A 23,867-nucleotide genomic window follows, 5' to 3' on the forward strand; every position below is an offset into this window, starting at 1 on the left:
TTAATATTATAACAAACTTTAAATTAAACCTTTATGGCCTGCATCAAGACGTTTATTTCCGTTATCATATTTGCATTTATTTTATCTACCAACGCACTATCGCAAACAAGTCATAAGCTCAGGGTGTTGGTGTTAACCGACATTGAAGCCGACCCGGATGATTCTCAATCCATGATCAGATTTTTGACCTACAGCAACCAGTGGGATATTGAGGGTTTAATTGCCACTACTTCCATCCACCAAAAAACCCGGGTAGCGCCCGAAACCGTACGTGAAATTTTAAACGCCTATAAAAAAGTCCAGCCCAATTTATTAAAGCATGAAAAAGGGTATCCCACCTTTGAATATTTAAGTGCGAAGGTAAAAAAAGGGCTGCCGGTTTATGGCATGGAGGGTGTTGGTAAAAACCACGATTCGGAAGGTTCTGAGTGGATCATTAAAACACTTGAACAGCATGATGCACGACCAGTATGGATATGCGCATGGGGTGGCACCAACTGCCTGGCGCAGGCTTTATGGAAAATTCAACAAACCAAACCGGCTGCTGAGGCACAGGCTTTATATAAAAAGATAAGGGTTTACACCATTTCAGATCAAGATGATTCCGGTCCATGGATTCGTAAAACTTTCCCCGGTTTGTTTTATGTGTGCAGTCCGGGTTATACCTATGGGCAGGCAACATGGCTGGGTATGTCATTTTCTTTCCCCGGCTCAAATACACAGGTAATTAGTAACGATTGGCTGGCCAAAAACATACAGCAGGGCCATGGACCACTGGGTGCTGCCTACCCCGACGTTGCTTATGGCATGGAAGGTGATTCTCCGTCTTTCTTGGGGTTAATTCAGAATGGATTGAATGACCCGGAGCATCCAAACTATGGCGGCTGGGGTGGCAGGTATGAGTTTTACACTCCGCCATTATCAAAAGCACCTGATCCCTTTGCGCGACCAAACTGGCCTGTTACAGAGCAGGAAACCCGCCCGCTTTGGGCTAATGCAGAAGATTCCGTTTATGTCGATATTGATAGAAAAGGTTACAAAAGCATTCAAGCCACTATATGGCGATGGCGTCAAGAATTTCAGAATGATTTTGCAGCCCGCATGACCTGGACTACCCGAAATTACGCCGCAACCAACCATCCGCCTGTACCCATGTTGGCTCATGCCGATCATTTCACCGTAAAATCCGGACAACTATTTCATTTAAACGCGAAGGGAACTCACGATCCTGACGGCGATTCGTTAAGTTATTTATGGTTTCAATACCCCGAAGCCGGAACCTATAAAGGTCTGGTAAGCTTTAAACCATACTCATCCAACCTGTATGATCTGCCTGTTACGGCGCCGGTAGTGACATCGGCGCAAACCATTCATTTTATTTTAAAAGTTACAGATAAAGGCACGCCGGCTTTAACCCGGTACAAGCGTGTAATTGTAACCGTGCTTCCCGGATAATGAGGTCTTCAAAACTTTTTGAATGCATTTTAGAAAAGTTTGCTTATATATGCCCTCAAATTTGTATAAATCTATTTCGCATTTATGATCATTGAACCAAGAATACGCGGCTTTATTTGTTTGACTACCCATCCAAAAGGCTGTGAGCAAAATGTTATAAACCAGATTAATTACGTAAAATCAAAAGGTGCTATCAATGGCGGCAAAAAAGCTTTGATCATTGGCGCTTCAACCGGCTTCGGGCTGGCATCCAGGATCACCAGCGCGTTTGGTGCCGGAGCATCAACCATCGGTGTTTACTTTGAAAAACCACCTGCCGAAGGCAAACCTGCATCTGCCGGATGGTATAATACCGCGGCGTTTGAAAAACAGGCCCACGAAGCAGGTTTATATGCCAAAAGTATAAATGGCGATGCTTTTTCTGACGAGATCAAACAAAAAACCATCGATCTGATCAAGGCAGATCTGGGTCAGGTTGACCTGGTGATATACAGTCTGGCTTCTCCGCGCAGAACTAATCCTAAAACTGGTATCACCCATAACTCGGTGTTAAAACCCATTGGTGAAGTATTCACCAATAAAACGGTTGATTTTCACACCGGGGTGGTATCTGAAATTTCAATAAACCCTGCTAACGAAGAGGAAATAGCCAATACCGTTGCCGTTATGGGCGGAGAAGACTGGCAATTCTGGATCGATGACCTAAAAAAGGCCGGTGTTTTGGCTGATGGCGTACTCACTGTTGCTTACTCCTATATTGGCCCCGCAGTTACCGAAAAGGTTTACCGTAAAGGCACCATCGGTAGGGCTAAAGACCATCTGGAGGCTACTGCAAAACAGATCAACGAACAGTTGAAAGATATCAATGGCAAAGCGCTGGTATCGGTTAATAAGGCACTGGTAACACAAGCCAGTTCGGCTATTCCGGTTATTCCGCTTTATATTTCACTGCTTTATAAGATTATGAAGGCAGAGGGTATACATGAAGGCTGTATTGAGCAAATGCAGCGTTTATTTGAACAACGCCTCTATACCGGTGGTGAAATGCCTACCGACGAGCAGGGCCGTGTGCGCGTTGACGACTGGGAAATGCGCGACGATATTCAAGCCCAAGTAGCTGAATTGTGGCTACAATCAACCACCGAAACGCTGCCCGAACTGGGCGACCTGAAAGGCTATAAAACCGATTTCCTGAACCTGTTTGGTTTTGACGTTCCCGGAGTAAATTACCAGGAAGATGTGAACGAAATGGTAGCAGTACCGGGATTGGTGAGCTAAAAACTTCTTTGCAGACTTACGAAGTTTTAAAAACTTCGTAAGTCTCTTTTTTATCAAGCAACGTATATTAACGGCATACCGGATAAAATTAAATTCATTCTACAAACTCCAGAATATCACCTGGCTGACAGTTCAATATACGGCATATCGCTTCAAGGGTTTCCAGTCTTACAGCTTTAGCTTTCCCGGTTTTAAGTATCGACAGATTGGCCATAGTAATGCCTACTTTTTCGCTAAGCTCTGTTAATGACATTTTTCGCTTTGCCATCATCACATCCAGATTTACAATTATAGGCATGATTTATACGGTTAAATCCTGTTCGTCTTTCAATATTTTGCCCTGTTTGAAAGCTCTAAACAACAGCAAAAATACAATTCCTATGCCCATGCTTATCCAATCGTTATTTAAGCTCTGGATATTGAATACTGCATCCTCCGTAAAATAACTATGGAATATAACAGGCATCAGCATATTTAATAAAAACGCCAGTACAGGAAAACCAAGTAAACTCAATGCGATAAGCCGTAACCTGTTTATATTTTTTTTGGTAAACGAGAGGCCTTTTGACACATCAATAATAAAATTTAAAAACGCGGCTATCAGGTACAAAAAGTATAATGCAATTATTATCACAATAATCAGCATAACTGGATTTATGATATCTCTTGCCGTTTTACTAATAGGTATCATGATACAGTTTTCACGACTGTCATACCTGAATTTTACGGGCACATCGGCCTCATGTACGAGGTAATTTTTAGTACCATTCTTGTTGAGCAATACTTTATCAATAACAGCTTTGCGTACGTAAGATTGTTTATGCTCCACATAAAACTTTACAGAATCTAAATCAAACTGTACAAATGTTGATTTCTTCAATTTCCAGCCGGGCAGTTTAATATAATATTGCTTTACGCCCGGAATATCCAGCTTATCATGATTTATACTACAGGTATCGCAAAGCATACCTCCGCCCATACGCATCACCCCGCCCATCTGCGCACCTCCCAGGTCAAGAAACTCACCATTCCGTAACTGACGGGTCAGCTTAACCTTTTGTTTCAATTCCAGATACTTAAAATAAGGCAGGGATGCAGGAACCTCGGGATCAATTTCAGGCAATTGCTTGCTCCAGGTATAAGTATCACCGGGCACATTGTCGGTATGGTATATTGTATTAACGCTGGTGAAGTAAAGGCTTGTTATTATCATAACGCTATAAAAAATCACAACGCTAATAATTAAACCATTAACCAGCATGTTGGTACTGATCTTGATTTTCATAATTTGATTATCGGTTTAATGACACAATAGTATTAAATTTTATTGAATTACAAATATATTTTATTGAATTACAATAAATAACTATCATTACATAAACTTATTTGGCTTTACTTTTAAATCATTTTATCTATCACCTTCCCACTTATTGTTGATATTTTTATCGCGTCCATCGTCAATCTTCCTTTCCCCTTTCGGCCCAAAATATTAATTTCGCTGTTTCAAGAAAAGAGGAAACAGATTTTGGATTATTTACAGGGTTTAAACCCCGAGCAAAGGGCAGCGGTTGAGCAAACCGAGGGTCCGGTGATGATTATTGCCGGCGCCGGATCGGGCAAAACAAGAGTTATTACTTACCGTGTGGCGCACCTGATACGCAAGGGTGTGGATTCTTTTAATATACTGGTGTTAACCTTTACCAATAAGGCGGCGCGCGAAATGCGCGAGCGTATAACCCATGTAGTTGGCGGCGAAGCTAAAAATATATGGATGGGTACTTTCCACTCGGTTTTTGCCAAGCTGCTGCGCGTGGAAGCTGAAAAAATTGGCTATCCGAGCAATTTTACCATTTACGACACTGACGACAGCAAGAGCGTATTGAGGGCCATTTTAAAAGAAATGAACCTTGACGATAAACTGTACAATGTAAACTTTGTACTCAACCGTATATCAGCTTCTAAAAACAACCTTATATCGTGGCAGGAATACAATAAGAATGAGCAGATACAGGCCGACGATTTTTCGAGCGGACGCGGCCAACTGGGCAAAATTTACGAAATGTACGCCACCCGCTGCTACCGTGCCGGCGCTATGGATTTTGACGACTTACTGTATAAAACCAATGAGCTGCTTAAGCTACACCCAGAGGTATTGAACAAGTACCAGCATAAGTTTAAATACCTCATGGTTGATGAGTATCAGGATACTAACTTTTCGCAATACCTTATTGTAAAAAAACTGGCCGCTGTAAATGAAAATTTATGTGTGGTTGGTGATGACGCCCAAAGTATCTACGCTTTCCGTGGCGCCAATATCCAGAATATCCTCAATTTTGAAAAGGATTACCCCGATTTGAAAGTATTCAAGCTGGAGCAGAATTACCGCTCAACCCAAAATATTGTAAATGTTGCCAACAGCATCATCAGCAATAATAAAGAGCAGCTTAAAAAGAATGTTTTCTCTGAAAAGGAAACGGGAGACAAGATAAAGGTAATGCGCGCCTTCAGCGATAATGAAGAAGGTAAAATGGTTGCTGAAACCATTATGCAGGACAGGAGTCTGAAAGGCAGGAAATGGCACGATTTTGCCATTTTATACCGTACCAACGCACAGTCACGTTCCATGGAAGAGGCCCTGCGTAAACTTGGCATCCCCTATAAAATTTACGGTGGATTATCATTCTACCAGCGTAAAGAGATCAAAGACCTGATAGCTTATTTTAGGCTTACCTTTAACCCCAATGACGAGGAAGCGCTTAAACGCGTTATCAACTACCCAAAACGAGGCATTGGTGATACCTCTGTTGATAAGATCATTGTAAGTGCCGATCAGCATGGCATAACCCCGTGGGAAGTAATTGTGGAACCAGGTAAATATTTCGACGGTAAGGCTCCCTCTACCCTTAATACCTTTGCCACCATGATCCAAAGCTTCCAGGTGCTTGCAAAAACAAAATCGGCTTATGAGTCGGCCTTATATATTGCACAGCACTCGGGTTTATTAAAAGATCTGTATGAGGATAAATCTGTTGAGGGGTTAAACCGTTACGAAAACATACAGGAGCTACTAAATGGTATCAAGGAATTTTCTGAACGAGAAGATATTGAAGAAAAGGGCCTGGATGTTTTTATGCAGGATGTGGCGCTGCTCACCAATGATGATAAGGACAAGGATAAAGACGCCGATACGGTTTCATTAATGACCATACACTCTTCTAAAGGACTTGAATTTCCGCAGGTTTATGTGGTGGGATTAGAAGAAAACCTATTCCCATCACAAATGTCGCTCAATTCGCGCAGTGACCTGGAAGAGGAACGCCGTTTATTTTATGTAGCAGTTACCCGTGCCGAAACAAAGCTTACCATTAGCTATGCCACCTCAAGATTTAAATTCGGCACGCTTATTAGCTGCGAACCCAGCCGTTTCCTGGATGAGATAGATGCCAAATACCTTGAACTTGATTATAGCGCAAAACCGGCAAGCAGCGGCAACCCGTTTTTTGATGATGAGCGTAAGGCCTGGAGTGGCGGTAAACAGGCCGATGCATTTTCAAAACCAAAACCGGCCACATCGGCCCCGGTAAAAACCACATCAATACTGGCCAAGGCCCACGTACCCTCGCCAAACTTTAAACCATCAGACACTTCAAACCTGCAGGTGGGCATGGAAGTTGAGCATGAACGCTTTGGTTTTGGTAAAGTGCTGAGCCTGGAGGGTAATAAGCCAGATATTAAAGCTACTATATTTTTTAAAGAGATAGGCCAAAAACAGTTGCTCCTGAAATTTGCCAAACTTTATATTATCAACAATATAAACTAAGGGTTAAATCCCTATTTCGTGTAATTTTTTCCCCACCTTTTCCCAAATCCCGTAAAAAGCACCTTATTTACAGTGTTTTTTACGGGATTTTGATGATGGCATACCATTTGGATATGTTTCATGACTTAATTATGAGGAAATAAAGCCATGAGCGATCACACACAAAAGAAAACTAATAAATCTGTAGGGAAAAACATTAGAGCATTACGTCACCAGCGCGGATGGAGCCAGGAAGATGTGGCAAACCGTTTGGGTATTTCTATTCCCGCTTTTTCAAAAATTGAAACTGGCGTAACTGACATTAACTTATCGCGCCTGGAGCAAATTGCAAATATCTTTGAAATAAATGTGGCACAAATGCTGGCCATTGATGCCGAAGAGATTGATGTTACTCCATCAAACTTAAGTATTGCTCAAAAGAAACTTATTGATCGCGAGTCGGAGATTTCAAATCTACAACGCAAGGTAATTTTACTTTACGAAGAATTGCGTAATAAGAGCATTTTAGCCCTGTAGTTTTTTTTAAATGTGTTCTGTAAACCTTACAGTTATGGTTTTACAATTCATTTATTACTACACAACAATGATCAATTTGCCCTGCTGAAATTAAATATTGGTTAATTATATTTAATTTCAGTGAATTTTACTGGCAAATGTAAAATAAGTGCGCCTATTTACGTTTTATATGCTCCAAAATTAAAAATTTGGAGTAAAAATTGTGGCATATACATTTTATCATAAATGTATATGTCAAATTATCTTATATCTATTTCAAAAAACCAGGCTTTGAAAGATGGTACCATCCACGACCCTAAGAGCAAACTTAAGATTAAGGCATTTGACCTTTTACAATCACGGTTTAAACCCAGGCAGGGCGAAGTAAGATTTTTTGTTACTGCTGGCGACGAAACGCTTGCCTTTGAAACGGAAGGTTATAACAAGCACCGTCAGTTGCTTATTTTGCAAATGATATCCTGGTATTGCATTTATCTGGGACTATTTGAGGCGCAAATACACTCCACCTGGCCCTCAGCTTTTAGTCTTAACTAAATTAATAAATACTACACTAAAACATTGTTGATCAGGAGTTAGTTCCTTGTGACGGATTGTGGAGCATGTCGCTCATTTCTATTATCTTTTCATCAATTTCCGAAACGCATTTATCCATCATATCAATACATTCCTGCTGATCAACCAACCCTTCTTTTTCAAGGTTAATTAATCCACGCAAGGTAGCGATGGGTCCCCTGATCTGGTGAGAGAGGTACGAGGAGTGTTCCGAAAGCTTTTTGTTCTTGATCTGAAGGTCTTTTGTACGCTCGTCAATTATTTCTTCCAGGTGGTGGTTAATACGGTCAAGGTTATCTTTTTGTCTTAAAACTTCCCCATTCAACATGGTAAGCTGTGCATTGGTTTTTGCTTTACGCTTAACATTACCTACTAATAAGCCGATAACAACCAACAATAAGCCAGCAACCATGCTCACCGCCCAAAGCCTTGACCTGTCATAAGCCTGACGTTCGGCTACCCGTTCATTTTCCTTAATTTGCTCCTCTTGCTTGCGTTTCGCCTCAATCAGGTTCATCTGAACCGAGGTATTCAATTTATAGGTTGTACTGTCAAGTTTATAAATTTCCCGTAAATAGTATAAGGCCCGTTCGAAGTTTTTGCGATTATATTCCAGCTCATATGTGGTATGCTTGTAATCGTAATCAAGTTTGGGGTCTTTAACCAGTTGGGTATAGGCTACACCCTCTTTTACAATTTTTTCTGCCTCATCATATTTTTTTTCAGTAATGTATAAAGAAGCGAGTGTAAGGTTAATGCTGGCTACCGACTCATTTAAGTCCTGGTGTTTTGCAGCTCTATTAGCCTTTAATAGCAGCTCTAACGCCTTATCGTACTGATTAAGCTGATAATAAATAACGCCTCTGTTTTGCAACGCCTGTACCAGGTTTACCGAATCCTTAAGCTCTTCAAAAACAATATTACTTTTTTCGTAATAATTCAGCGCCTGCTGCAAGCTACTTTTACGTGTATAAACGTTACCTATGTTTAATTCAAGTGAAGCTATCAAACGTCGGTCCTTTATCTTAGTGGCTATTGCCAGGGATTTATTCAGGTAATCAAGGGAGCGGTTATAATCGTGGTCCCTGAATAAAATACCTATATTGTTATATACTTTTGCCTCGCCGCTTAAGTTACCCGCCTTTACGAAAAAATTAACCGCGTTTAAATAATTATCAAAAGATTTTTCTGGTTGATCAAGATAATATCTTCCTATACCTAAAACACGGTAAGCTTCGCCAATACCATTAAAATAGTTTATTTTTTTAGCCATTTCCAAAGCCCTTGTGGCATCGGTAACAGTCTGTTCCGGATCTGTTAAGCGGTTGCCATAAGCCTGCCTGTTTAAGTTTATAACCGCAGCTGTATCAATTACCGTCACTTCGTCAAAATCCTTTGCATATACAGTAAGCGATATAAAAAAGACTAATAGAAATGTATAGGTTTTTCTCATCAGAGGACTTTTACGTTCAATTAGCGTGAAAGTTATGAATTATGCTCTAATATATCTAATAACGACGACAAAAAACGTTGTGGAAAAATATTTTTATTTTTTTCTTTTAAAAACGAAAAACATATTTATATTTGCATTGTAATTAATTGATATACAATAATTTACTAAATATAAATATATATTAACATGTATTTTAACGAGCATAAAAAGGGCAAAATCACTATAATAAACAGTGAAAAATACTTGAAGGGTTTATATTTTAATTATTATACTATCTAATAATGCAAAATAATAGAAAGAGGGGTGTTTTTTTTACTTTACCAATATTCTTATAAAGTTTAAAAATACTAATTATTTAGAATATAATAACTGTAAAAAATGACACAATTCGCTATACATATTTTGTGAAAAAAAAATAGATTTTGTGTAAAAAATTGATAACAGGCAATAGTTTAACACATTATGAAATTTCAAGAAAGAACAATAAAACGGGTATTATACCCTATTATTAAATATTAGTTACAATATTATTTAACAACAGTTAATCGAATAGAATAATAATATAAATATTAACCATTATGAAAAGGATCATCTTATTAACATTACTTGTAGTAAGTACAGGAGTTTTATCATCATCATCAAATAAAACTGCGAAACAACAAATTGCAAGTTTTAATAAAACGGCTTCTGCATTTAAGAGAGATTTAGGCAGTGCTGACTAAGTTTTAAATTTTTATCGAATAAGTTTTACCCAAATGGACAGAATAAAAATACTATAAATCATGAAAAAATTAATCCTCTTCACATTAGCCCTCCTTTTTACAGGCATCATTTCGTCTTGCAAAAAAGAACATAAACAAGCTGAATTATCCTTTGTCCATTTATACGCGAACGGCTTCAAAAGAGATTTGGGCAGTGCCGATTAATTTGAAACATGATTAAAACAATAAACGCTTAAACTAAAAGGGAATATGAAAAAAATTATTGTGATAGCAATTGCAAGCCTAAGCATAGCAGGTCTGGCATCATGCAAAAAAGAAAATGTAAGGCACGAAACGGCCGGTATTAACCTCACAGTATATAGCCCCAAAAGAGATTTAGGCAGTGCCGATTAACTAAGTAACAACAAGAAATTATCATAAACAATTAAAAATATTTAATCCCTACAAAAAATTCAAAGTCATGAAAAAATCAACAATCATTGCAGCTTTAGCTCTAAGCACTTTCTTAACTTCAACAACTGTTTCATTTGCTTCAATTAACGAAGGTGGTAAAAAAACTACTGCTGTATCTGGTCCAAAAAGAGATTTAGGCAACGCCGACGCTGTTTCTGGCCCAAAAAGAGATTTAGGTAACGCTGACTTCGCCGCCGTTTCTGGTCCTAAAAGAGACTTAGGTAACGCTGATTTCGCTGCTGTTTCTGGTCCTAAAAGAGACTTAGGTAACGCTGACTTCGCTGCAGTATCTGGTCCTAAAAGAGATTTAGGTAATGCTGATTTTGCTGCTGTTTCTGGTCCTAAAAGAGACTTAGGTAATGCTGATTTCGCTGCAGTTTCTGGTCCTAAAAGAGATTTAGGTAACGCTGACTTCGCTGCTGTTTCTGGCCCTAAAAGAGACTTAGGTAACGCTGACTTCGCTGCTGTTTCTGGCCCTAAAAGAGACTTAGGCAACGCTGACTTCGCTGCTGTTTCTGGTCCTAAAAGAGATTTAGGTAACGCTGACTTCGCTGCTGTTTCTGGCCCTAAAAGAGATTTAGGTAACGCTGACTTCGCTGCTGTTTCTGGCCCCAAAAGAGATTTAGGTAACGCTGACTTCGCTGCTGTTTCTGGCCCTAAAAGAGATTTAGGTAACGCTGACTTCGCTGCTGTTTCTGGCCCCAAAAGAGACTTAGGTAACGCTGATTTCGCTGCTGTTTCTGGTCCTAAAAGAGATTTAGGTAACGCTGATTTCGCTGCTGTTTCTGGTCCAAAAAGAGATTTAGGTAATGCTGATTTTGCCGCTGTTTCTGGCCCAAAAAGAGATTTAGGTAATGCTGATTTTGCCGCTGTTTCTGGTCCTAAAAGAGATTTAGGTAATGCTGATTTTGCTGCTGTTTCTGGTCCTAAAAGAGATTTAGGTAATGCTGATTTTGCTGCTGTTTCTGGTCCTAAAAGAGATTTAGGTAATGCTGATTTCGCTGCTGTATCTGGTCCTAAAAGAGATTTAGGTAATGCTGATTTCGCTGCTGTATCTGGTCCTAAAAGAGATTTAGGTAATGCTGATTTTGCTGCCATATCTGGTCCTAAAAGAGATTTAGGTAATGCTGATTTCGCTGCTGTATCTGGTCCTAAAAGAGATTTAGGTAATGCTGATTTCGCTGCTGTATCTGGTCCTAAAAGAGATTTAGGTAATGCTGATTTCGCTGCTGTATCTGGTCCTAAAAGAGATTTAGGTAATGCTGATTTCGCTGCTTAATTATTAAGTAGTAAACACGAGAACGATATTCACTAGGTTGATAATTTTCAACCTTTATAAAGTAAAAGTTTTACAAACGCGGTTCATACTAATAGTGGTATGAACTTCTGCTGTCTAAATCAATAAACATCAATATATTTGCTGCAAACAGATAACTATGCAGCACATAAAACAATATGTAAGCGATAATAAACAACGCTTACTTGATGAATTATTTGAACTATTGCGTTTTCCTTCGGTTAGCGCCGATCCTAAATACAAACCTGAGGTATTAAAAACCGCGGAGTATGTTGCGCAAAAATTGCGCGACGCCGGCGCCGATCAGGTTGAAGTTTGCCAAACCGCCGGTTACCCCATTGTTTACGGTGAAAAAATAATTGATGCGTTAAAACCTACTGTATTAGTTTACGGACATTATGACGTACAGCCACCAGATCCGCTGGAACTGTGGAAAACTCCTCCTTTTGAGCCCACCATACGCGACGGTAAAATATATGCCCGCGGCGCATGTGACGATAAGGGTCAGTTTTATATGCATGTAAAAGCATTTGAACTGATGATGCAAACCAACATCCTGCCCTGCAATATTAAATTTATGATTGAGGGCGAAGAAGAAGTTGGCTCAGCAAATCTGGGCATTTTTGTAAAAGAAAACAAAAACCGCTTAAAGGCTGATGTGGTGCTCATTTCTGATACCTCGATGATCAGCATGGAACACCCTTCGCTGGAAACCGGGCTACGCGGGTTGTCATATCTTGAAGTAGAAGTAACGGGACCTAACCGCGATCTGCATTCGGGTGTTTATGGCGGTGCGGTGGCCAACCCGGCTACGATACTGGCCAAAATGATCGCTTCATTACACGATGAAAACAATCATATTGCTATACCGGGCTTTTATGACGATGTTGTGGAGCTTACCCCCGCCGAACGTACCGCGCTGAATAACGCTCCTTATAATGAAGAAGAATACAAAAAAGATCTTGAGGTTGATGAACTTTGGGGCGAAAAAGGCTATACCACCTTTGAACGTACTGGCACCCGGCCTACGCTTGAAGTGAACGGTATCTGGGGCGGCTACACAGGCGAAGGTGCCAAAACCGTATTGCCATCAAAGGCCCATGCTAAAATATCTATGCGCCTGGTACCCAACCAAACATCCGATAAAATAACCGAACTGTTCACCAAACATTTCTTAAGCATAGCCCCGGCTACTGTTAAGGTAAAGGTAACCCCTCATCATGGCGGCGAACCGGCTGTAACACCAACAGACAGCGTGGCCTACCGCGCTGCGCAAAAAGCCATTGCTGAATCGTTTGGTAAAGAACCTATCCCGACACGGGGTGGTGGAAGTATCCCTATTGTTGCCCTTTTTGAAGCGGAACTTGGTTTGAAAACTGTACTGATGGGTTTTGGTCTGGACAGTGACGCCCTGCACTCTCCGAACGAGAAATATGATATTTTTAATTACTACAAGGGCATCGAAACCATTCCCCTGTTTCATAAATATTTTGCCGAACTGAGTATATAAATACCTTTTGTCATCCTGAGGAACGAAGGATCTGATCGCCAAATAGATCCTTCGTTCCTCAGGATGACAATTTGTTTATCCTTGAAAGCTATTGGATAAATCCATTATTTTTTTTACTTATTCCTCAAACACCCTCTAATCCGTACTGTTTTAAAACATCTGCAGGTACGCCCTCCCATTTGCCTGGCGAATTTCCTTTGTAACCTAAATCGGCGATACCTATTTTACTGGTAAAAAAGCCAATAGCTGTAAGGTCGCGCATTTTATTAAAGAAAGTAACGCCGGGCAGCATATCAGGTTTTGCTTGCATAGGGTAAGCAATTTGAGTTATTATGTCAACCTGCTGCTTAGCTGTACAGCTCTTAAATTCATTATTGTACAAATTAAGGCATTTTACATCAAGCCAACGCAGGCCACCCCGCATAGGTAAAGCATGTTCCGGTTCATCTTTTACAATAAACTCAATAAAATCTGTCACCTTTGCATCAGATGCACTGCCGCTATGTTCATCATGCGGAATAATAATATCAGCCAATACAGTAATGGTAGCTAACTCATGATCGGTAAAAAACTTTTCGTCCTGAAGTTTTTTCTCCCTTTCAGTTTCATAAGTCTGCCTACCGAGCTCTGTAATAGGTTTCTTATTCTCAGCTTTTTCATCAGGTGTTGTTTTACATGCATCCAGCAGTACCGCTGTTGATACCGATAAACCTATGGCCTTTAAACTATCTCTTCTGTTCATGAGCTAAATGTTTTGTTTTCTTTTTTGATCTAAAATATATTCAGCAGTACGCATAGAAAGCGCGAGAATAGTCCAGGTTGGGTTTTTCTCTGATTGCTGCGTAAATGCCGCGCCATCAACCACAAAAAGATTGCGGCAGTCATGCGCCTGGCACCATTTATTTAATGCCGACTTATCGGCCTTATCTCCCATTCTCACCGTTCCTACCTCATGAATACCTTTACCCGGTTTATCCAAACCATAGTTTTTATCAGGCCCTGCGGGCTGACCAAGCGGTATACCTCCCATCGCTTTTATCAGTTCCTGGCTTGTTTCCTGCATGTGCTTGGCTTGTTTAATTTCCTGGTCGCCCCATTTATAATTAAACTTCAATACAGGGATACCGTATTTATCAACTACAGTATTATCTATTTCACAATAATTATCCTCTTTGGCAATGTCGGTGCCGTGACATCCCACGCCGGCCAGTGTTCCATAAAAACGACGGTAATCATCTTTTAACGATTTGCCAAAGCCGCCTCCCGGTTTCATCTTTCCATCGGGCCCGGGCAGGTAACCATTAATATAAGGTACCAACGAACCTTCAAATCCAAAATAACCGCCGTATGATGGCATCATCATACCACCAAATATTTCAAGATGATATCCCCGGGCAAAATCAAGCTTTTTATGATCGCCCCACCACGGCGCATACAGATGCAGACTACCCACACCATCTTCATTAAAACGCCTGCGATTAAGTAATTGCGGCAAAATAGCGGCTCCACCTCCCTGCGTTGAATCGTGCAGGTATTTGCCTACTACATTACTGCTGTTAGCCAAACCGTTAGGATGTTGCGGAGATTTGGAATTAAGCAGAATGCGAGCTGACTCACAAGTACCCGCAGCCAGGATAACCATTTTTGCTTTTACCGTATATTCCTGCATATCATCCTTATTAATATATGATGCGCCGTTGGCAAGACCATCAGTTCCGGTTAATATTTCGCGCACTACCGCATTGGTAAGCACGGTGAGATTACCGGTTTTTATGGCAGGTATAACCAGGCAGGAGGAGGCCGAAAAGTCAGCATATATTTTACAGCTCCGGTTACATTGTCCGCAAAAAAAGCATGATCCACGGTCTTTGTTACCCAGTAGAGGCGCGGTAAGTACAGAACCGCGACCAGCTATTACCTTAATACCTAAACCCGTAGCCGCTTTCTTTACAAACAGTTCATTGAGCCGGGGTTTTGGAGCCGGTAAAAAGACACCGTCGGGATCATTTTCTAATCCTTCGTTAGAGCCGTACACGCCAATGAGTCGGTCAACCTTATCATAATAAGGTTTAATATCATCGTAAGTTATGGGCCAGTCGTCGCCTACACCAAAGCTGCTGTATGCCTTAAAATCTTTCGGTCCCATTCTTAATGAGATGCGTGCCCAATGGTTGGTACGCCCACCAAGCATTTTTGAACGGAACCATTGAAAATTGCTATCACCTTTTTGAGTATAAGGTTCACCGTCAATTTGCCATCCACCATAAGCCGCATCGAAATCGCCCATGGGGCGGGTAGCGTTACCCCCGCGCCTTAATGATTCATAGGGCCATTTAAGCTGCAGCGAATCTTTAGCCGGATCAAAAAAAGGCCCGGCTTCCAGCATAAGCACCTTTACTCCTGCGTTTGCCAGCACGTACCCAGACATGCCACCACCCGCGCCCGAACCTATAATGACTACATCATAGACTTCGGCCGACTTTTTAATCTGAATATCTTTCATACCCTAGTTAAACTGCTTTACCGGTCTTTTCAACCAGTTTTTTTGTGGCCAAAACTCCGGCGTCGTCATCCAGGTATTTACTTTCGGGTGCATACATTTTAAACAAGCCACCTTCATATTCAATACTCACCCAACCATTAAAACCCGACTTTTTGATGATACTGAACATTTTATTAAAATCCGTTTCGGTATCATTGCCTTCAGCATCAAATAGATGTGTTTTAGCATGCACACCTTTGGCATAGGGCATAAGCTCGGTAATACCTTTATACCGGTCGTACTCTTCCAGGCATTTTGTTTTCATATAGGCCTCGATAGTTTGTGCTTCGGGTTTGGTACGGTTGATGCAAAAGTTTCCAAAATCGGCCAGGGTACCGCAATGGCTGTTATTTAAACTTTTCATAACACCAGCGAGCCAGGCGCCGTTGCAGGATATACCTACGTGATTTTCTACTATAACATCTACCTTACTTTTACTTCCATACTCAATTAATTTGGTCAAACTATCCTCTGCCGCTCTGGCTACCTCATCGGGTTTCCCATCTCCCTCCACATTCACCCTGACCATGGGGCAACCTAAAACAGCGGCAGCATCTATCCACTTATAATGCTTTTCAATAGCTTTTATCCTTTCTATCGCATTTGGATCGCCCAGTACACCTTCCCCATCAACCATTATACGCAGGTTATAGCAGCCATTATCGGCCGAGCGCTTTTTGAGTTCGGTTAAAAACTGAGTATCTTTTGCTTTATCGGCAAAAAACATGGAGCAGTAATCCAGCCCTTCAATTCCGAAGTCTTTTTTTGTTTTGGCCGGAAAATCAAGCGGATCGAGCTTTTTGCTCCAGAACTGGCTGGCTAATGAAAACTGCGAAAGGGCAAGTTTAAAAAACAATCCATCCTCCTTGTTCTCTGTTTTTGCATATAAATAATTGGGAATAGCGGCGGCTAATCCAATGCCTGCGGCGCCCATCACAGCAGTGGTGAGAAAGTCTCTTCTGTTTAATGTCATGAGAAAAAAAATAAGTGAGGTTTCTATTTGGTAAAATTTACAAAATAAAGATATGACTTAATTTCTATTTAGCAAATTTTACCAAATAGAAAATTTAATTCAGTATTTTTGAGCTTAATTGATGTATTTTAAGCTTTATGGATACGATAAGCGAACTGCAAGACTTTGTAAAAAACGGATATAAGCATTATATACCCCACATATCGATAGACAGCGCCATATTTGGGTACCATGACCACCAGTTGAAAATATTATTATCAAACTATAAAGCCCTTGATGGTTATTGTTTACCCGGTGGTTATATTAAGCGCACCGAAACACTGGATGAGGCTGCCAACCGTATAGTTATGGAACGAACGGGATTAAAGGACCTTTACCTGCAACAATATAAATCATTTGGCGACCCCGACCGGATAAAATGGAGTGAAATTGATTTTGAAAACTTTTTGAAGAAGATTGGTGTAGAACCTATAAAAGACAGCTGGTTGATGGACCAAACCATTTCTGTTGGCTATTACGCGCTTACTGATTTTTCGCTGGTAACCCCACAGGGCGATTTCATGTCGGATTTTTGTGCCTGGTTTAATATTAACGAAATCCCCCCCTTGCTTTTTGATCATGACCAAATGGTAAAAGATGCATTGCATACCCTCAGAATACAATTATACTATTACCCAATTGCCGAAAAGCTGCTGCCTCAAAAATTTACCCTTACCGAAATTCATTCTGTTTACGAAACTCTATTAGGCAAAAAGCTGGACATTCGTAACTTTCCGAAGAAGCTTGTATTCCTTGGCCTGATTAAAAAGCTGAGCGAAAAACGTAACATAGGTCCTCACAGGGCCCCTTTTTTATACAAATTTGATATAAAAACCTACAATAAAGCCCTTGAAATTGGAACAACATTATCCTAAATATGCCAATTTTGCATTTTATATAACGCTAAAATAATATTACCCTTTTATTTATATTTACCTATGAATAAGGCATTTAGTTTTTATTTTTTACCAAATATGTAAAAAATACACTAAGGTAAACAAGTAAAAAAGGGCAGCTGTTAGTTAATTGTTCGGGAGATAATAAAACTTGATATATGTTGAATATAGTGGCAAAAATCTAAACAGATCGTCGATGTTGATATTTGGGAGAGATTGACTTTTGATAAGCGTTGGATTGCACGATTGGTTTCTGATATTAATATGACATTTTTTATCATTATAATTAAAACAAATCAGCAAAGTAAGAAGTATTATTATATATAAAACGTACTATTATGGAAGCCAAGGACAAAGCAAAAAACGACGCCGCAAAAGAGGTTCGTGAGCAAAAAGCAACAAAACAGGAGAAAAGCGCCGCGGCCAAGGCTGCAAGCAGGTCAAAAAGACGACCACTTTTGTAATCCCCCACTAAAAAGGTATCAGGTCGATGGGCACACAGTTCACCGGCCTGTTTTATTATATTTTAACGTGTTCGCAATTGGCCAGAAAAGCTTCATTAGCATCCGCGCCAATACCCGGCTCATCGCTGATATTTAGCTTGTACCCTTCGTAAGTTACTCCTCCTATACAGGGGTCCTGCAAATGGCCCAGCATACAGGTATCCATATCATAAAATTTAATATTAGGACTGGCATATACAAAGTGCAGTTTCGCGCTCAGTGCAATGCGGCTCTCAAGCATCCCCCCCATCATGCAGGCAATACCCTTTGCAGCTGCCTCATCATGTATTTTCTTAGCTTCCAATATACCACCTGACTTAGCCATTTTTATGTTAATATAATGACATGAACCGCTGTTGATCTGTTTACGGGCATCATGATGGGTATAAACACTTTCATCGGCCATAATCTTTACCGGCGATAACTGCATGAGCTGTGGCAGGCGATCATCATACCAGGTGCGCATAGGCTGCTCGCAAAATTCAATATCATAAGCGCCCATTGCCTGCAGCGCAAACACGGCTTCGTCAAAACTCCAGCCCTGATTAGCATCAATACGTATCTTTAAATTGGCACCTACAGCCTCACGGATCTGCCTGATACGTTCTACATCTTCAATGGCATTTTTACCCAACTTAACCTTCAGAATAGTTGCGCCCGAAGCCTTAAAATCAAGCGCCTTTAATGCCATAGCGTGCGGCCCCGATATACCAATGGTAATGTCTGATTCCACCTCCCGCCTCTTGCCGCTTAATAATTGGTATAACGGCAGGCCTACATTTTTAGCAGCAATATCAAACAGGGCCATGTCAAAAGCGCTTTTTATGGTGGTGTTACCCGCGGTAAAATCATGCAGCTGCTGCATACGGGCGGGAATATCCAGCGCATCCTGGCCTTTCCATAGCCGGGCAAATTCGCGGGCCATTACCAAACACGTATCCTGTGTTTCGCCGGTAATCACCGGAAAAGCCGAGCACTCGCCAACGCCATAAAATCCTGCATCGGTGTGTATCCTTATAAAAACATTCTGCGCATGATCCATGGTTCCGGTAGCAATAGTGAATGGATCCATCGGTATGCTGAAACGGTATATATCTGTATGGGTAATAATTACTGGCGTATTTTTCAAGATTTGAAGTATTTAAAAACTAAATTAAAACAAATTATCACAGACCTTACTATTTACCAAACGACTTAACCTGTTCATAATTACATAACCATTTTAATTGCTGCATTTTTAACATTCAAGTAGCGAAAAACAAATTAAAGTAACATTTTGATTCAATAATTTGCACATTAATACTATTACATTATATTTGCGTTACTACAATACAGTACAATTCAATTTTAGCCTCTTTTACTCTTATTCACAGAGAACTTGTCAGGCTAACTTAAAACTTTTCTTAACAACAATACAATTAACATGGCTTTAACAAACACGCCTGAAAAATTTGATTATAACTCAACCAGGAATAAGCTTATCCTGTCTGAATATGGCCGCAACGTACAAAATATGGTAAAATATATTGTAGCGCTGCCCACTAAAGAAGAACGCAACCGCTACGCGCAAGTGGTAATTGACCTTATGGGTTTTTTAAACCCGCACCTGCGCGACGTTGCCGATTTTAAACATAAACTCTGGGATCACCTGCATATCATTTCTGATTACCAGATAGATGTTGATTCACCCTACCCCAAGCCATCGCCTGATGCCATACACCTTAAGCCTCAGCCATTAAGATACCCGCATCAGCGTATTAAATACAAGCACTATGGCAAAACCATTGAGCTGATGATAGAAAAGGCAAAAAGCATTGACGACCCGGACCGTAAACGCCACATGGTACAGGCTATAGCCAATTTCATGAAAATGGCCTATGTACAATGGAATAAGGACTCGGTTGCTGACGAAAGTATACTGGCTGACCTTTTCGCCCTATCAGGCGGAACATTGAAGCTGGAAGATAATGTTAATCTTAACCGTGTTGAGTTCCGTCCTAATCCGAGCAATAACAACCAGAACAACCGGGCCCGAAATAACAACCAGAACAACCGGAATAACAATAATCAAAACAATCGTAACCGGAATAACAATAATCAAAATAACCGTAACCGGAATAATGGCGCCAAGAAATATTAATTAGTAACCGCGTGCTAAAAGGCAAAGGCCTGGTTTTATAAAAACCGGGCCTTTTGTTTAAAATAATATTGAGAAAAGCCAAAAACGGGCTGAGTCCAATCGATAAATAAACGGTAGAACTAATGAGCTAATGCTAATGCAGATGTCCATTTATTTTATAATCTTTGCCGGTAATTAGCATAGTTTTTACTATGTTGAAGTATGTTAAACGAATCATCATCCAATCAATTATAAAACTCCTATGAATAACGCATTTGTGATAAACGGCGGGAAACCGCTAAAGGGCGAGATAACTCCACAGGGAGCAAAAAATGAAGCATTGCAGGTAATTTCGGCGGTATTGTTAACCGATCAGAAAATTACTATCAGTAATATACCCGATATAAAGGACGTAAATAAGCTGATAGAGCTATTGGGGGATATGGGCGTTATTGTAGAGAAAATCGATGATGATACTTATACCTTTACAGCCAAAGATATTGACCTGGATTTTTTTCAGTCAGAAGCTTTTAAATCAAAAGGGGGCGGCCTGCGCGGATCCATCATGATAGTAGGGCCATTACTGGCACGCTTTGGTAAGGCGGCTATTCCTAAACCCGGAGGCGACAAAATTGGTCGCAGACGTTTGGACACCCACTTCCTGGGATTTGAAAAACTGGGCGCACGGTTTGATTACAACCCAGACAATGGCTTTTTCAATGTGGATGCTTCGAACCTGCAGGGTACTTACATTTTGCTTGATGAAGCATCTGTAACCGGCACAGCTAATATTGTTATGGCTGCTGTTTTGGCCAAGGGTGTTACTACCATATATAATGCCGCTTGTGAACCTTACCTGCAGCAACTTTGTAAAATGCTGAACCGCATGGGCGCCAAAATAAGTGGTATAGGTTCAAACCTGCTTACTATTGAAGGTGTAACTTCACTTGGCGGTACCGAGCACCGTTTACTGCCTGACATGATTGAGATTGGCTCGTTCATTGGTCTTGCTGCCATGACCGGTTCTGAAATTACTATAAAAGATGTAAAATATCCTGAACTGGGTATGATACCCGATGTATTTAAACGCCTGGGTATTAAACTGGAGCTACGCGGTGATGATATTTATATCCCGGCACAAGATCATTATGAGATAGAAACTTTTATCGATGGCTCCATCATGACCATTGCCGATGCACCATGGCCAGGCTTTACCCCCGATTTGTTGAGTATTGTGCTGGTGGTAGCTATACAGGCAAAAGGATCGGTGCTTATTCATCAAAAAATGTTTGAAAGCCGCCTGTTCTTTGTAGATAAATTACTGGATATGGGCGCGCAGATCATTCTTTGCGACCCTCACCGCGCTACCGTTATTGGGTTAGACAAGCAGGTGCAGCTGCGTGGTATTTCCATGACCTCGCCCGATATACGGGCAGGTGTGTCATTACTAATAGCAGCGCTATCGGCGCAGGGCAAATCGACCATTTATAATATAGAGCAAATTGAACGTGGTTACCAGCATATTGATGCCCGTTTAAAAGCGCTTGGTGCGGATATAACAAGAATTTAAGCTAAAAAGCTGAAAGCATTAGAATGCTCAAATAATTTAAAGGCTTAAGATAAAGTACTTACTTATATAGTAAAAAGCTTTTTATCTTAAGCCTTTTGCTTTCTGCTTTTTTTTAATAGCTTTAGCTTTCAGCTTTGCGCCTTTGGCTCAATAAACCTATTTCTGAACAATGTCATACAAAAACCGAAGGTCTACCTACGTTTATTTTATACTGATTTTTGTATTTGTAAAGGTTGCTCTCAATTTATTTGCTATAAGTCATTTCGGTTTCCACCGTGATGAGTTTTTACACCTGGTACTTGCCGATCACCTTGACTGGGGATATAAGGAAGTGCCTCCCATTATTGCTGTACTGGCCAAACTATCTATAACATTATTCGGCGATTCCGTTTTCGCGGCACGTATTTTCCCAACTATTTGCAGTGGGCTTATCATCTGGTTCACGGGACTTATTACCATGGAATTTGGCGGGCGCAAATTCGCTATAACGCTTACCAGCCTCGCACTTATATTTTCACCTGCTTTCGCAGCAAGTGGTTATCTTTTTCAACCCGTAGTGTTTGATCAGCTTTGGTGGGTGTTAACCGTTTGGCTGCTTATTAAATACCTCAACACCACCGATGTTAAATACCTGTATTGGCTTGGCCTGGTGGTTGGACTGGGGATGCTCACCAAATACACCATGGCATTTTTCACGTTCGCGCTCATTGTGGGTATCCTCATCAGCAAACAACGTAAACTCTTATTTAACAGGCATATATTGGGCGCAGCTGTGGTGGCTTTTTTAATTTGTTTACCTAACCTGATATGGCAAATTCATCACCATTGGCCTTTAGTAAGCCACATGAAGGCCCTGCGTGAACAGCAGCTCAATTACATTACACCTGCTGACTTTATTGAGCAGCAGCTCACCGTACATGGTATTGCCTTATTCGTTTGGTTTACCGGTTTCCTTTTTTTAATATTCTCTTTCAGGTTGCGCAATTTCCAATTTTTGGCCATTGCCTATGTATTGATATTCCTTTTTTTATTAAAAATGGATGGCAAAAACTATTACCTGTTCGGCGCTTACCCTATGCTGTTTGCGGCGGGAGGCTTTGCCTTTGAACGGTTGCTAAAAACCAACGGCTATGTACTGCGCACATTTGTGGTGGTGTTGTTTGTGCTTCCGAACTTGTTTCTGTTCCCGATGGTGTTACCTGTTTTATCATTGCAGCAAACATTGGGTTTCATTGGGTTTATAAACAAAAATGTTCCGGCATTTAATTTCATAACCACCTGGGAAGATAGAAAACAACACTCCCTAACACAGGATTACGCGGATATGTTTGGCTGGGACGAGCTGGCAAAAAAAGTTGGCCAAGCCTACCGCAGCTTAACACCTGAACAGCAAAAACAGACCATTATTTATGCTGATAATTATGGCGAGGCGGGCGCCTTGCATCATTATCGTAAACAGTTTAACTATCCCGGTGTAATATCACTTAACAGCAGTTTTTCGCTTTGGGCGCCTGACAGCCTTAAGTGTAAATACCTAATTTATGTGGATGATGATAACGGCGGCAACATCAAACAATTTGTTGACGGAAAGATGATCGGTTCATTCAAAAAATTAGGCGAAATTGAATATCCCCTTGCCCTTGAAAAAGGTACCGGCATATACCTGATAACTGATATTTTGGCTCCACTACAGGAAAGATATACTAAAGAGCTGGCCAGGAAAAGACAGGAATAAAAGAGGCTAAAGCCACGTCTCTTTATTGAGAAGAAACATTTTGGTTATTTATAATGAGTTAGCTTTAACACTTGACCATCTTTAGCAGCCAGAATTATAAGAAATCCGCCCCCGAGCATCCCTTCAGGTAACGTCCCGTTTAAAACCCAATAACCGTTTATCTTATAAACCTCGTATGGTCTTTCTTGTAATATTTGATCTTTGCCGTATACTTTAAATAAAATAGGTTCAGAAACAGCAATAGCAGTTTGTTTATTTGATATTACTTTATCAACTTTTATTTTAACGTCCGTTTTATTTACCAAAGCATCTTTAAGTTCACTTTTAGCTACCTCCAACCCAAGCATTTGATGCTGTTGTGCTAAACTAAATAGAGGCATTAAGATTACTAATAAGGTTAGGCCAATTTTCATTGCTAAATCTTAATAAAAATG

The 23,867-nt window shown here is 40.5% G+C and carries 23 protein-coding genes; 15 read left to right on the forward strand and 8 right to left on the reverse strand.

Annotated elements, in window-relative coordinates; all coding sequences use genetic code 11:
- The first annotated feature begins 33 nt into the window (after positions 1-33).
- Both SNE25_RS23685 and fabV read left to right on the forward strand, forming a co-directional pair.
- Positions 34-1,455: a DUF1593 domain-containing protein gene (locus SNE25_RS23685; RefSeq protein ID WP_321561492.1), complete on the forward strand. Its 1,422-nt coding sequence runs from the start codon at positions 34-36 to the stop codon at positions 1,453-1,455.
- A gap of 84 nt (positions 1,456-1,539) precedes the next feature.
- Positions 1,540-2,733, forward strand: coding sequence for an enoyl-ACP reductase FabV (fabV, locus tag SNE25_RS23690; RefSeq protein WP_321561493.1), 1,194 nt, complete (start codon positions 1,540-1,542; stop codon positions 2,731-2,733).
- Positions 2,734-2,827: 94 nt separating this feature from the next.
- On the opposite strand, the gene SNE25_RS23695 is transcribed toward fabV, so the two are convergent.
- Positions 2,828-3,031 (reverse strand): helix-turn-helix domain-containing protein, encoded by a 204-nt coding sequence (locus SNE25_RS23695; RefSeq protein ID WP_321561494.1) that lies wholly within the window; start codon positions 3,029-3,031, stop codon positions 2,828-2,830.
- A 3-nt stretch (positions 3,032-3,034) separates the two neighbouring features.
- The gene (locus tag SNE25_RS23700) at positions 3,035-4,018 is read right to left on the reverse strand and encodes a DUF2975 domain-containing protein (RefSeq protein ID WP_321561495.1); all 984 of its coding nucleotides are present in this window, start codon (positions 4,016-4,018) and stop codon (positions 3,035-3,037) included.
- Between the two features lie 240 nt (positions 4,019-4,258).
- On the opposite strand from SNE25_RS23700, the gene SNE25_RS23705 reads away from it, so the two are divergent.
- The 3 genes from SNE25_RS23705 to SNE25_RS23715 all read left to right on the forward strand — a co-directional run bounded on the left by SNE25_RS23705 (position 4,259) and on the right by SNE25_RS23715 (position 7,603).
- Positions 4,259-6,553, forward strand: coding sequence for an ATP-dependent helicase (locus SNE25_RS23705; RefSeq protein ID WP_321561496.1), 2,295 nt, complete (start codon positions 4,259-4,261; stop codon positions 6,551-6,553).
- Between the two features lie 147 nt (positions 6,554-6,700).
- Positions 6,701-7,069, forward strand: a complete 369-nt coding sequence (locus SNE25_RS23710) for a helix-turn-helix domain-containing protein (protein WP_321561497.1) — start codon at positions 6,701-6,703, stop codon at positions 7,067-7,069.
- 231 nt (positions 7,070-7,300) lie between these two features.
- A complete protein-coding gene (locus SNE25_RS23715) occupies positions 7,301-7,603 on the forward strand; it encodes a hypothetical protein (protein WP_321561498.1) in 303 nt (100 codons plus the stop codon).
- 31 nt (positions 7,604-7,634) lie between these two features.
- Here the strand turns inward: SNE25_RS23715 and SNE25_RS23720 are convergent, their stop codons facing one another.
- On the reverse strand, positions 7,635-9,074 hold the full coding sequence (locus tag SNE25_RS23720; RefSeq protein WP_321561499.1) for a tetratricopeptide repeat protein: 1,440 nt from the start codon (positions 9,072-9,074) through the stop codon (positions 7,635-7,637).
- A 578-nt stretch (positions 9,075-9,652) separates the two neighbouring features.
- On the opposite strand from SNE25_RS23720, the gene SNE25_RS23725 reads away from it, so the two are divergent.
- The 5 genes from SNE25_RS23725 to SNE25_RS23745 all read left to right on the forward strand — a co-directional run bounded on the left by SNE25_RS23725 (position 9,653) and on the right by SNE25_RS23745 (position 13,056).
- The gene (locus SNE25_RS23725; RefSeq protein WP_321561500.1) at positions 9,653-9,796 is read left to right on the forward strand and encodes a hypothetical protein; all 144 of its coding nucleotides are present in this window, start codon (positions 9,653-9,655) and stop codon (positions 9,794-9,796) included.
- Between the two features lie 60 nt (positions 9,797-9,856).
- The gene (locus SNE25_RS23730) at positions 9,857-10,000 is read left to right on the forward strand and encodes a hypothetical protein (RefSeq protein WP_321561501.1); all 144 of its coding nucleotides are present in this window, start codon (positions 9,857-9,859) and stop codon (positions 9,998-10,000) included.
- A gap of 45 nt (positions 10,001-10,045) precedes the next feature.
- Positions 10,046-10,189 carry a hypothetical protein gene (locus SNE25_RS23735; RefSeq protein ID WP_321561502.1) on the forward strand — a complete coding sequence of 48 codons (144 nt, stop codon included), beginning with the start codon at positions 10,046-10,048 and terminating at the stop codon, positions 10,187-10,189.
- 67 nt (positions 10,190-10,256) lie between these two features.
- Positions 10,257-11,528 carry a hypothetical protein gene (locus SNE25_RS23740; RefSeq protein WP_321561503.1) on the forward strand — a complete coding sequence of 424 codons (1,272 nt, stop codon included), beginning with the start codon at positions 10,257-10,259 and terminating at the stop codon, positions 11,526-11,528.
- A 157-nt stretch (positions 11,529-11,685) separates the two neighbouring features.
- Complete coding sequence (locus tag SNE25_RS23745) at positions 11,686-13,056, forward strand: dipeptidase (protein ID WP_321561504.1); 1,371 nt, start codon at positions 11,686-11,688, stop codon at positions 13,054-13,056.
- Between the two features lie 124 nt (positions 13,057-13,180).
- On the opposite strand, the gene SNE25_RS23750 is transcribed toward SNE25_RS23745, so the two are convergent.
- Genes SNE25_RS23750 through SNE25_RS23760 form a run of 3 tightly spaced genes read right to left on the reverse strand, consistent with a single transcriptional unit; the run spans position 13,181 to position 16,571 of the window.
- Positions 13,181-13,798, reverse strand: coding sequence for a gluconate 2-dehydrogenase subunit 3 family protein (locus tag SNE25_RS23750; RefSeq protein WP_321561505.1), 618 nt, complete (start codon positions 13,796-13,798; stop codon positions 13,181-13,183).
- A gap of 3 nt (positions 13,799-13,801) precedes the next feature.
- A complete protein-coding gene (locus tag SNE25_RS23755) occupies positions 13,802-15,559 on the reverse strand; it encodes a GMC family oxidoreductase (protein WP_321561506.1) in 1,758 nt (585 codons plus the stop codon).
- 7 nt (positions 15,560-15,566) lie between these two features.
- On the reverse strand, positions 15,567-16,571 hold the full coding sequence (locus SNE25_RS23760; protein WP_321561507.1) for a sugar phosphate isomerase/epimerase family protein: 1,005 nt from the start codon (positions 16,569-16,571) through the stop codon (positions 15,567-15,569).
- Between the two features lie 137 nt (positions 16,572-16,708).
- On the opposite strand from SNE25_RS23760, the gene SNE25_RS23765 reads away from it, so the two are divergent.
- Positions 16,709-17,485: an NUDIX hydrolase gene (locus SNE25_RS23765; RefSeq protein WP_321561508.1), complete on the forward strand. Its 777-nt coding sequence runs from the start codon at positions 16,709-16,711 to the stop codon at positions 17,483-17,485.
- Positions 17,486-17,844: 359 nt separating this feature from the next.
- A complete protein-coding gene (locus tag SNE25_RS23770) occupies positions 17,845-17,970 on the forward strand; it encodes a hypothetical protein (protein ID WP_321561509.1) in 126 nt (41 codons plus the stop codon).
- Between the two features lie 55 nt (positions 17,971-18,025).
- Here the strand turns inward: SNE25_RS23770 and SNE25_RS23775 are convergent, their stop codons facing one another.
- On the reverse strand, positions 18,026-19,081 hold the full coding sequence (locus SNE25_RS23775; protein WP_407667054.1) for a mandelate racemase/muconate lactonizing enzyme family protein: 1,056 nt from the start codon (positions 19,079-19,081) through the stop codon (positions 18,026-18,028).
- A 351-nt stretch (positions 19,082-19,432) separates the two neighbouring features.
- Between SNE25_RS23775 and SNE25_RS23780 the strand changes: the two genes are divergently transcribed.
- The 3 genes from SNE25_RS23780 to SNE25_RS23790 all read left to right on the forward strand — a co-directional run bounded on the left by SNE25_RS23780 (position 19,433) and on the right by SNE25_RS23790 (position 23,433).
- Positions 19,433-20,149 (forward strand): DUF4290 domain-containing protein, encoded by a 717-nt coding sequence (locus SNE25_RS23780; protein ID WP_321561511.1) that lies wholly within the window; start codon positions 19,433-19,435, stop codon positions 20,147-20,149.
- A 241-nt stretch (positions 20,150-20,390) separates the two neighbouring features.
- Positions 20,391-21,698, forward strand: coding sequence for a UDP-N-acetylglucosamine 1-carboxyvinyltransferase (gene murA / locus SNE25_RS23785; protein ID WP_321561512.1), 1,308 nt, complete (start codon positions 20,391-20,393; stop codon positions 21,696-21,698).
- Between the two features lie 169 nt (positions 21,699-21,867).
- Positions 21,868-23,433, forward strand: a complete 1,566-nt coding sequence (locus SNE25_RS23790) for an ArnT family glycosyltransferase (RefSeq protein WP_321561513.1) — start codon at positions 21,868-21,870, stop codon at positions 23,431-23,433.
- 44 nt (positions 23,434-23,477) lie between these two features.
- Here SNE25_RS23790 and SNE25_RS23795 read toward each other — a convergent pair whose 3' ends face one another.
- Positions 23,478-23,846, reverse strand: a complete 369-nt coding sequence (locus SNE25_RS23795) for a YbbC/YhhH family protein (RefSeq protein WP_321561514.1) — start codon at positions 23,844-23,846, stop codon at positions 23,478-23,480.
- Positions 23,847-23,867 lie beyond the last annotated feature (21 nt).

It is taken from the genome of Mucilaginibacter sabulilitoris (assembly GCF_034262375.1).
GTDB lineage: Bacteria > Bacteroidota > Bacteroidia > Sphingobacteriales > Sphingobacteriaceae > Mucilaginibacter > Mucilaginibacter sabulilitoris.

What these genes read in the sequence shown, in the direction of transcription:
- SNE25_RS23710 (WP_321561497.1), top strand. Translation starts at nt 6,701, where the DNA reads ATGAGCGATCACACACAAAAGAAAACTAATAAATCTGTAGGGAAAAAC.
- SNE25_RS23730 (WP_321561501.1), top strand. Translation starts at nt 9,857, where the DNA reads ATGAAAAAATTAATCCTCTTCACATTAGCCCTCCTTTTTACAGGCATC.
- SNE25_RS23745 (WP_321561504.1), top strand. Translation starts at nt 11,686, where the DNA reads ATGCAGCACATAAAACAATATGTAAGCGATAATAAACAACGCTTACTT.
- SNE25_RS23725 (WP_321561500.1), top strand. Translation starts at nt 9,653, where the DNA reads ATGAAAAGGATCATCTTATTAACATTACTTGTAGTAAGTACAGGAGTT.
- SNE25_RS23715 (WP_321561498.1), top strand. Translation starts at nt 7,301, where the DNA reads ATGTCAAATTATCTTATATCTATTTCAAAAAACCAGGCTTTGAAAGAT.
- SNE25_RS23735 (WP_321561502.1), top strand. Translation starts at nt 10,046, where the DNA reads ATGAAAAAAATTATTGTGATAGCAATTGCAAGCCTAAGCATAGCAGGT.
- SNE25_RS23780 (WP_321561511.1), top strand. Translation starts at nt 19,433, where the DNA reads ATGGCTTTAACAAACACGCCTGAAAAATTTGATTATAACTCAACCAGG.
- SNE25_RS23720 (WP_321561499.1), bottom strand. Translation starts at nt 9,074, where the DNA reads ATGAGAAAAACCTATACATTTCTATTAGTCTTTTTTATATCGCTTACT.
- murA (WP_321561512.1), top strand. Translation starts at nt 20,391, where the DNA reads ATGAATAACGCATTTGTGATAAACGGCGGGAAACCGCTAAAGGGCGAG.
- SNE25_RS23790 (WP_321561513.1), top strand. Translation starts at nt 21,868, where the DNA reads ATGTCATACAAAAACCGAAGGTCTACCTACGTTTATTTTATACTGATT.
- SNE25_RS23775 (WP_407667054.1), bottom strand. Translation starts at nt 19,081, where the DNA reads ATGGATCCATTCACTATTGCTACCGGAACCATGGATCATGCGCAGAAT.
- SNE25_RS23760 (WP_321561507.1), bottom strand. Translation starts at nt 16,571, where the DNA reads ATGACATTAAACAGAAGAGACTTTCTCACCACTGCTGTGATGGGCGCC.
- SNE25_RS23695 (WP_321561494.1), bottom strand. Translation starts at nt 3,031, where the DNA reads ATGCCTATAATTGTAAATCTGGATGTGATGATGGCAAAGCGAAAAATG.
- SNE25_RS23700 (WP_321561495.1), bottom strand. Translation starts at nt 4,018, where the DNA reads ATGAAAATCAAGATCAGTACCAACATGCTGGTTAATGGTTTAATTATT.
- SNE25_RS23685 (WP_321561492.1), top strand. Translation starts at nt 34, where the DNA reads ATGGCCTGCATCAAGACGTTTATTTCCGTTATCATATTTGCATTTATT.
- SNE25_RS23795 (WP_321561514.1), bottom strand. Translation starts at nt 23,846, where the DNA reads ATGAAAATTGGCCTAACCTTATTAGTAATCTTAATGCCTCTATTTAGT.
- SNE25_RS23770 (WP_321561509.1), top strand. Translation starts at nt 17,845, where the DNA reads ATGGAAGCCAAGGACAAAGCAAAAAACGACGCCGCAAAAGAGGTTCGT.
- fabV (WP_321561493.1), top strand. Translation starts at nt 1,540, where the DNA reads ATGATCATTGAACCAAGAATACGCGGCTTTATTTGTTTGACTACCCAT.
- SNE25_RS23740 (WP_321561503.1), top strand. Translation starts at nt 10,257, where the DNA reads ATGAAAAAATCAACAATCATTGCAGCTTTAGCTCTAAGCACTTTCTTA.
- SNE25_RS23755 (WP_321561506.1), bottom strand. Translation starts at nt 15,559, where the DNA reads ATGAAAGATATTCAGATTAAAAAGTCGGCCGAAGTCTATGATGTAGTC.
- SNE25_RS23765 (WP_321561508.1), top strand. Translation starts at nt 16,709, where the DNA reads ATGGATACGATAAGCGAACTGCAAGACTTTGTAAAAAACGGATATAAG.
- SNE25_RS23750 (WP_321561505.1), bottom strand. Translation starts at nt 13,798, where the DNA reads ATGAACAGAAGAGATAGTTTAAAGGCCATAGGTTTATCGGTATCAACA.